This is a genomic window from Methanoregula sp. (assembly GCF_049690535.1).
Taxonomy (GTDB): domain Archaea; phylum Halobacteriota; class Methanomicrobia; order Methanomicrobiales; family Methanospirillaceae; genus Methanoregula.
On sequence record NZ_JBAVMX010000130.1, the window covers coordinates 1 to 5,844 of the forward strand.

The window sequence follows — 5,844 nt, forward strand, 5'->3', positions numbered from 1 at the left end:
CCCTTGTGTTCGAGCGCGCCGGGCACCACGGTGAGGGTGGTAAACGCGTACGCAGCGACTGCGCTCTCGGTACCGGTGAGCTTGTTGAGGAGCGTGCTTTTACCGGTCGACGGGAACCCGACGAGCACGGCGGTCGCGTCGCCTGACTTCTTGACGGAGTAGCCTTCCCCGCCACCGCCCGACTTCATCGCACGGAAGACCGCTTCGTCGCGGAGTTTGGCCATCTTCGCCTTGATCCGCCCGATATGCTTGGAAGTAGCCTTGTTGTAAGGAGTCTTTGTCAGCTCTGCTTCCAGCTCGGCTATCTGCTCTTCAAGACTACCAGCCATTTCTCATATTAATCGACGCAGGTTCGGGATATAGTTATTTATGGGGATTCTATCGATCCTGCTCGAAACAACCGTAAAATCCCCGGATCGAAAAAATCCCCTGCTCTGACGGCTCCGGCTGCTTTGCCCGGAAGAGTTCACGTGCTGTTTTCTCCGCTCGCGCCTTCACCTGACCGGCGGGGGTACTGCTGACAAACTTTAAGTACGTCCATCGCCCATGTTATCAGGCAATTACGCTGCTATAGTGTAGACCGGCCAATCATGCGAGCCTCTCACGCTCGCGACAGGGGTTCGAATCCCCTTAGCAGCATCTTGTTTTGCGAGAGTTTGATTCACTAACTTCAATTTTCAAAGAGCGCAAGTCGGAAAGTCTCATTAGCAACACTCCTACACCGATGATTCAATTCTCTCATTCTCTTTTACTGCGTCCCAAAGAACATAGAGATTAAAGACAACGGAAACGAGAAAGAGTGCCGGAATAGCAATTACGGTACCCAAATCATGGGGGTTCACTGGCCACATGGCCAATGGGGGGGAGGGGTGCCCCCACCTTCCCGGACAAAGGGGGAGGGGGGTGATCCCCCTGCTCAGGCACAACAGGGTGGGGGGATACCCCCCTCCCCCCTTTGCCGCACCCTTCATATCGGTTCCGTCGGGAATTCCACGCGAAATACAAGATGAAATGCTGGAAGCGCGGATGGGGGTACCCCCACCTTCCCGGACAAAGGGGGAGGGGGGTGATCCCCTGATCAGGCACAACAGGGTGGGGGGATACCCCCCACCCCCCTCCCCCCATGCCGGGTTTTCCGGAGCACGAGACCTCTCCAGTACCCGCAATCTTCTAAAAAAATTTCCAGAATTACTAAAAAAGAGGGATCAGGCCCCGGCCGGTGCCTGATCAGTCACGTTCCCCGTAGTATTGCCGGCCATCGATGTCGCCACGGATGCCGGAATAGTTGCCACAACATCAAGGTTCCCGTTGGGGAGCGTTGTCGAATCGGTCTTTACCAGGGTTCCATCCTTATAGATCTTGACGGTCAGTTGGTCTCCCGAGCCATCGTTTTTCTGGATGGAGGCAGTAACAAGACCGTCATTTGCTGCCGGTATCCGGTAGAAGTGATCACCGGTGTTTGGCATCACCTGCTGGCTGCCGGCCACCATCTGCTGGTTACCGGGTGTTCCTACGGTTCCTGAATAGTACTGGTCATAGATGATCTCCACCCAGATCCCTGAAGGAGGCACGACCGGGAGTGTTGGAGTCGGCACGGGTGTCTCGACCGCTGTCGGCACGGGTGTCGGGATGGTCGTTGGCTCAGTTGTGGGGGCCGCGTGCAGGAAAGTACCGGCAGGGTTCTGCATATTTTTCACGACAAGTAACCCTCCCACAGCGATAATCATGATCACGATGACCGCCACGGTAAAAGTTTTTGAGGGCTTACGTTCCGGGGCGACAGGATCCTTTGGCGCGGGAGAACCTGCCGGCCCCGGTGCAGTATCTGCATGTTCCGGCTCGTTTATAAGATCAAGAACGATTTTTTTTGCTTTCCTGGCATTATCGTAACCGGGATGAAGAGATAAGGCCTTGTTTATGGACTTGAGGGCTTCTTGGTATTGTTCAGTCTGGATCAACGCTAACCCGCGATTATTCCATATTTCGGCCACGGTCGGATCCATGGCGATGGCTTTATCAAATGCGGCTATGGCACGCCGATAATCCTCTTTTTCGTAAAGAGCCACGCCTTCACTGAACCACTTCTGGGCCTCATCCATGATGTATAAAAAACACTTATAGGATATACGGGTTCCCAACAATGACTGACAACCGCACCGGAAAATACGTGACGGTCAAGCAACAGTTTCATTACTCTCCTCTGAAATAACACAATATATGACTCAAGAAGAGACTGCTGTCTCGCTGAAGATTCCAACCGATCTGGTTGATAAACTGGATACCATTGCAAAACAGAAATTCCTGAACCGCGATGATATTATTATCGATGCGTGTGCCTATTATTGCCAGTTCTATGACATGAACAGCGAACGCCTCCCGGAAACGATGCGTAATGTATTTTTCAACCTCGCCCGTCATGATGATGAGTTCCGTACTCTCCTGCGGCAGGTGTTGCACAATGACCCGACCACGGAGTCCAATAACAACAAATAATCTTATCCTCCCACGTTCACACGGCTTGCCGGATCACCCATTCTGAATTGATATCGACCCGGGAACATTCCCGCAGGGATCGGACGCATGTCTGAAACGGAAAAAATGGCATCCGGCCACGACATTCCGAAACGATATTTTCTGACACTGTTCCGGGTAACCGGGGTGGACGGGAATCCGGATCTTCTTTCATGACCCCGGTTTCCTCATTTTTTACACGTATCACGAACGTTCTCACTCCCGTTGATCTCTCCGGATCTGCACGGCCCTGCTTTGGCAGAATACGGCAGGCAGGCCAGATCCAGCCCCCTGTTTTTGTGTTCTTTGCTGCTCCGGATTCCGTGTATGCACCGGGCAATTCAGCGTTTTTTGCCTAGTTCCATCGAGAAAAAAGATGGAGTACCCGACAATTTACCCGGAAATTTCCCGGCAATGGTGCTCATTTCACCACAATTTAAATCATAATATTTATATGAGACAAAAGGGAATGATAGATTTATACAGTGTCATATCCGGTATCGGATATGTAAATGGAGTGATTTTGAAATGGCATTTACCAGAAAAAATGAAGAAGCAGTATCACCGGTTATCGGCGTCATCTTAATGGTCGCCATCACCGTGATCCTCGCAGCGGTCATCGCTGCATTCGTGTTCGGCATGGCAGGAAACATCCAGAAGACCAAAGTGGTTGCGGCGACATTGAGCAGGCCAAATTCAAGTTATGTTATCGTAACGTATCAGGGTGGACAAGATGCAGCCTCACTTCAGGGGCTCGGCTTTACCGTAAATGGCGCGAACGCCACTGCTCAATCTTCATCTGCTGGAGTGAGTCCCACCAGTGCAACTACAACAGGGATTTTTGCCACAGGCTCGTCAATACCGATTGGAGCAAGTTTTACCCTAACAGCATCCTCGAACGCCAATGTGGAAGTGCTCGGGATGTTCTCTGATGGTTCATCTCAGGTCATAGTACAAAATACCATCTAATCTTTTTTAATCCTCGTCTTCGTTTGCTTATATGAGGGGGATAATTATCAATAGTCGCGACCAAACGCGACTTTTCAAGCGAGTGAAAAGTCCCGCCACCTATCGCTTGTTCTAAAAATCCCGAACACTCATGATCCTATCAGAACCAGAAGAGATTTGGATTGTAAAAGTAGTACGCCTCGGCCGAACTTTGATTAAATTAGAAAAAAGGCCTTGAATAAAAAGGTCAACTACGATTGAATCTTATTTCCCTACATTAGTATTATGTTATTTCGTATGATTAACTCCTCCTCATTGACCGTTATCTTTGACATATTGTTATAATTTCTTGATAAAACCCCTAATTTAATTCTGGTCATTACAGCAATATTTGTATATGTAAACAATAAATGGTAAATGATACAGTGTACCATATTAAACAGATATGTAATGGAGTGTTTTTGAAATGGCATTTACCAGAAAAAATGAAGAGGCAGTATCACCGGTCATCGGCGTTATCCTGATGGTCGCCATCACCGTGATCCTCGCAGCGGTCATCGCTGCATTCGTGTTCGGCATGGCAGGAAACATCCAGAAGACCAAAGTGGTTGCGGCGACAATGAGCAGGCCAAATTCAAGTTATGTTATCATAACGTATCAGGGTGGACAAGACGCAGCATCACTTCAGGGGCTTGGCTTTACCGTAAATGGCGCGAACGCCACTGCTCAATCTTCATCTGCTGGAGTGAGTCCCACCAGTGCAACTACAACAGGGATTTTTGCCACTGGCACTTCAATGCCGATTGGAGCAAGTTTTACCCTAACAGCAGGCTCGCACAGCAATGTTGAAGTGATTGGGATGTTCAGTGATGGTTCATCCCAGGTCATAGTACAAAATACCATCTAATCTTTTTTAATTTTCATTGTAGCTTGTTGTTTTGCTCTCATTCGTTTGATTTGTCAATAATCCACTATTGATGCGAGCATTGCTACCAGATACCGAGATTTGCTGATTATGGGGGTCGTTCTTACAACGATATTGGCTAAAAAGGAGACTTATCAACCGGTACATACAGAAAGTAATTTCTGCTTGATCGGACAGTGATTGAAGGTGTAACATTTCATGAAATACAAGGGTAAAAACGAAGAGGCAGTCTCCGAGGTCGTCAGCGTAATCCTGCTGGTCGCCATCACCGTGATCCTCGCAGCAGTCGTCGCCGCTTTCATGATGGGCATGGTGGGCAATCTTCAGGAGGGCAAGATTGTCGGGGCGACCATCAACCGGGTGAACGGCTCGTACGTGACCGTGACGTTTATCGGAGGCCAGAATGCAGGATCGGTCGTCGGGATCAACTGGACGGTCAATGGTGCGGCACCGGCAACCACGATTGGGGGAACCAGCGCGACTGCCGGTATACAGGATCATCCGGCAAGCGGGGGGATCCTCTCTGTCGGTGCGAACGCTCTGCTTTCCGCAACCAATTCCGGCAAGGACCGCGTGATCGGCGTTGCCGTCTTCTCTGACGGGTCAAAACTGGTTATCCTTGACAAAACCATCTGATCTTTTTTTATTGTTGTCAGTTCCTTTCGGGTCAGAGCCGCGTACAAAAACGACGTGGGCCAGTGGTTATGAGGATCGTTGTAAGAATATGCGGACGAGATCTTGAAGCGTCCGGACATGTTCCTGATCAGCATCTGAAATTTTTGAAAAATGTTTGACTCAGCAGCTGATAATTTTCAAAAAAGAACAGGAAGACCCGTGAAGATTCCGGAAAATGTCCGGCAGAATTGTTGAACATTTTAAAAAATGACCGGGTCACGATCTGAAGATTTCAGAAAAAGCGTGACCGGCAGCGTATCAAACCGGAGTATTCCCGAGCAGGAAAAATGGCCAGCATGTTGAGGAGATACAATAGGTAAAGAACCCCCGGCTTTCACGCAATCAACATCATTTTACGTAGGCTCTCGGATCGCCGCTTATCTCATGGTTACCCAGGTGGAAAGTTATCTTGCTCTGGCCAAAGTAGTTCCAGAGAAATGCGATAAGGATGGCAATGATCTTTCCAAGGATGTAACTGATGGAGAAGATCTCGACTGCGAGATAAAGAATTCCCAGTGTCAGGGCCAGGCTGCTCATGGAGATCAGCGCAAAGAAAAAAAACTGGCGGAGATAATGCCGGTCGGTATCCCGGAAAGTGAGGTATTTGTTCAGGAAAAAACTGGCAACCATCCCGCAGGTATACGAGACAGTCGCAGACCAGATATACCAGATACCGAAATATTCAGTAAAAAAATACAGGAGACCCACATCGATCAGGGTAGAGACCACACCGATGAGAAAAAAACCGAGAATCTTTTCCCGGCCAACAATGGCCGGGATTTTAC

7 protein-coding genes and 1 tRNA gene are annotated in these 5,844 nt (G+C 49.3%); 5 read left to right on the top strand and 3 right to left on the bottom strand.

Annotated features, from left to right (window positions below):
- The coding region (locus tag WCE46_RS10320) for a GTPase (protein ID WP_424733633.1) at positions 1 to 329 on the bottom strand (329 nt) is incomplete at its 3' end.
- Positions 330 to 564: 235 nt separating this feature from the next.
- Between WCE46_RS10320 and WCE46_RS10325 the strand changes: the two genes are divergently transcribed.
- Positions 565 to 639, top strand: a tRNA-Glu gene (locus tag WCE46_RS10325).
- Between the two features lie 566 nt (positions 640 to 1,205).
- Here the strand turns inward: WCE46_RS10325 and WCE46_RS10330 are convergent.
- Positions 1,206 to 2,099, bottom strand: coding sequence for a tetratricopeptide repeat protein (locus WCE46_RS10330; protein WP_424733635.1), 894 nt, complete (start codon positions 2,097 to 2,099; stop codon positions 1,206 to 1,208).
- Positions 2,100 to 2,217: 118 nt separating this feature from the next.
- Here WCE46_RS10330 and WCE46_RS10335 point away from each other — a divergent pair, with 118 nt between their 5' ends.
- The 4 genes from WCE46_RS10335 (at position 2,218) to WCE46_RS10350 (ending at position 5,020) form a co-directional block, all read left to right on the top strand.
- Positions 2,218 to 2,493 (top strand): hypothetical protein, encoded by a 276-nt coding sequence (locus tag WCE46_RS10335; protein ID WP_424733636.1) that lies wholly within the window; start codon positions 2,218 to 2,220, stop codon positions 2,491 to 2,493.
- 546 nt (positions 2,494 to 3,039) lie between these two features.
- On the top strand, positions 3,040 to 3,480 hold the full coding sequence (locus tag WCE46_RS10340; RefSeq protein WP_424733637.1) for a type IV pilin: 441 nt from the start codon (positions 3,040 to 3,042) through the stop codon (positions 3,478 to 3,480).
- A 445-nt stretch (positions 3,481 to 3,925) separates the two neighbouring features.
- Positions 3,926 to 4,366, top strand: coding sequence for a type IV pilin (locus WCE46_RS10345; RefSeq protein ID WP_424733638.1), 441 nt, complete (start codon positions 3,926 to 3,928; stop codon positions 4,364 to 4,366).
- 216 nt (positions 4,367 to 4,582) lie between these two features.
- Positions 4,583 to 5,020, top strand: coding sequence for a type IV pilin (locus WCE46_RS10350; RefSeq protein ID WP_424733639.1), 438 nt, complete (start codon positions 4,583 to 4,585; stop codon positions 5,018 to 5,020).
- A 387-nt stretch (positions 5,021 to 5,407) separates the two neighbouring features.
- Here the strand turns inward: WCE46_RS10350 and WCE46_RS10355 are convergent.
- Positions 5,408 to 5,844: GtrA family protein (locus WCE46_RS10355; RefSeq protein ID WP_424733640.1), on the bottom strand; the 437-nt coding region annotated here is incomplete at its 5' end.

Bases quoted from the DNA above. Each gene is read 5' to 3' on its own strand.
- WCE46_RS10330 (WP_424733635.1), bottom strand. From the start codon at position 2,099: ATGGATGAGGCCCAGAAGTGGTTCAGTGAAGGCGTGGCTCTTTACGAA.
- WCE46_RS10335 (WP_424733636.1), top strand. From the start codon at position 2,218: ATGACTCAAGAAGAGACTGCTGTCTCGCTGAAGATTCCAACCGATCTG.
- WCE46_RS10340 (WP_424733637.1), top strand. From the start codon at position 3,040: ATGGCATTTACCAGAAAAAATGAAGAAGCAGTATCACCGGTTATCGGC.
- WCE46_RS10345 (WP_424733638.1), top strand. From the start codon at position 3,926: ATGGCATTTACCAGAAAAAATGAAGAGGCAGTATCACCGGTCATCGGC.
- WCE46_RS10350 (WP_424733639.1), top strand. From the start codon at position 4,583: ATGAAATACAAGGGTAAAAACGAAGAGGCAGTCTCCGAGGTCGTCAGC.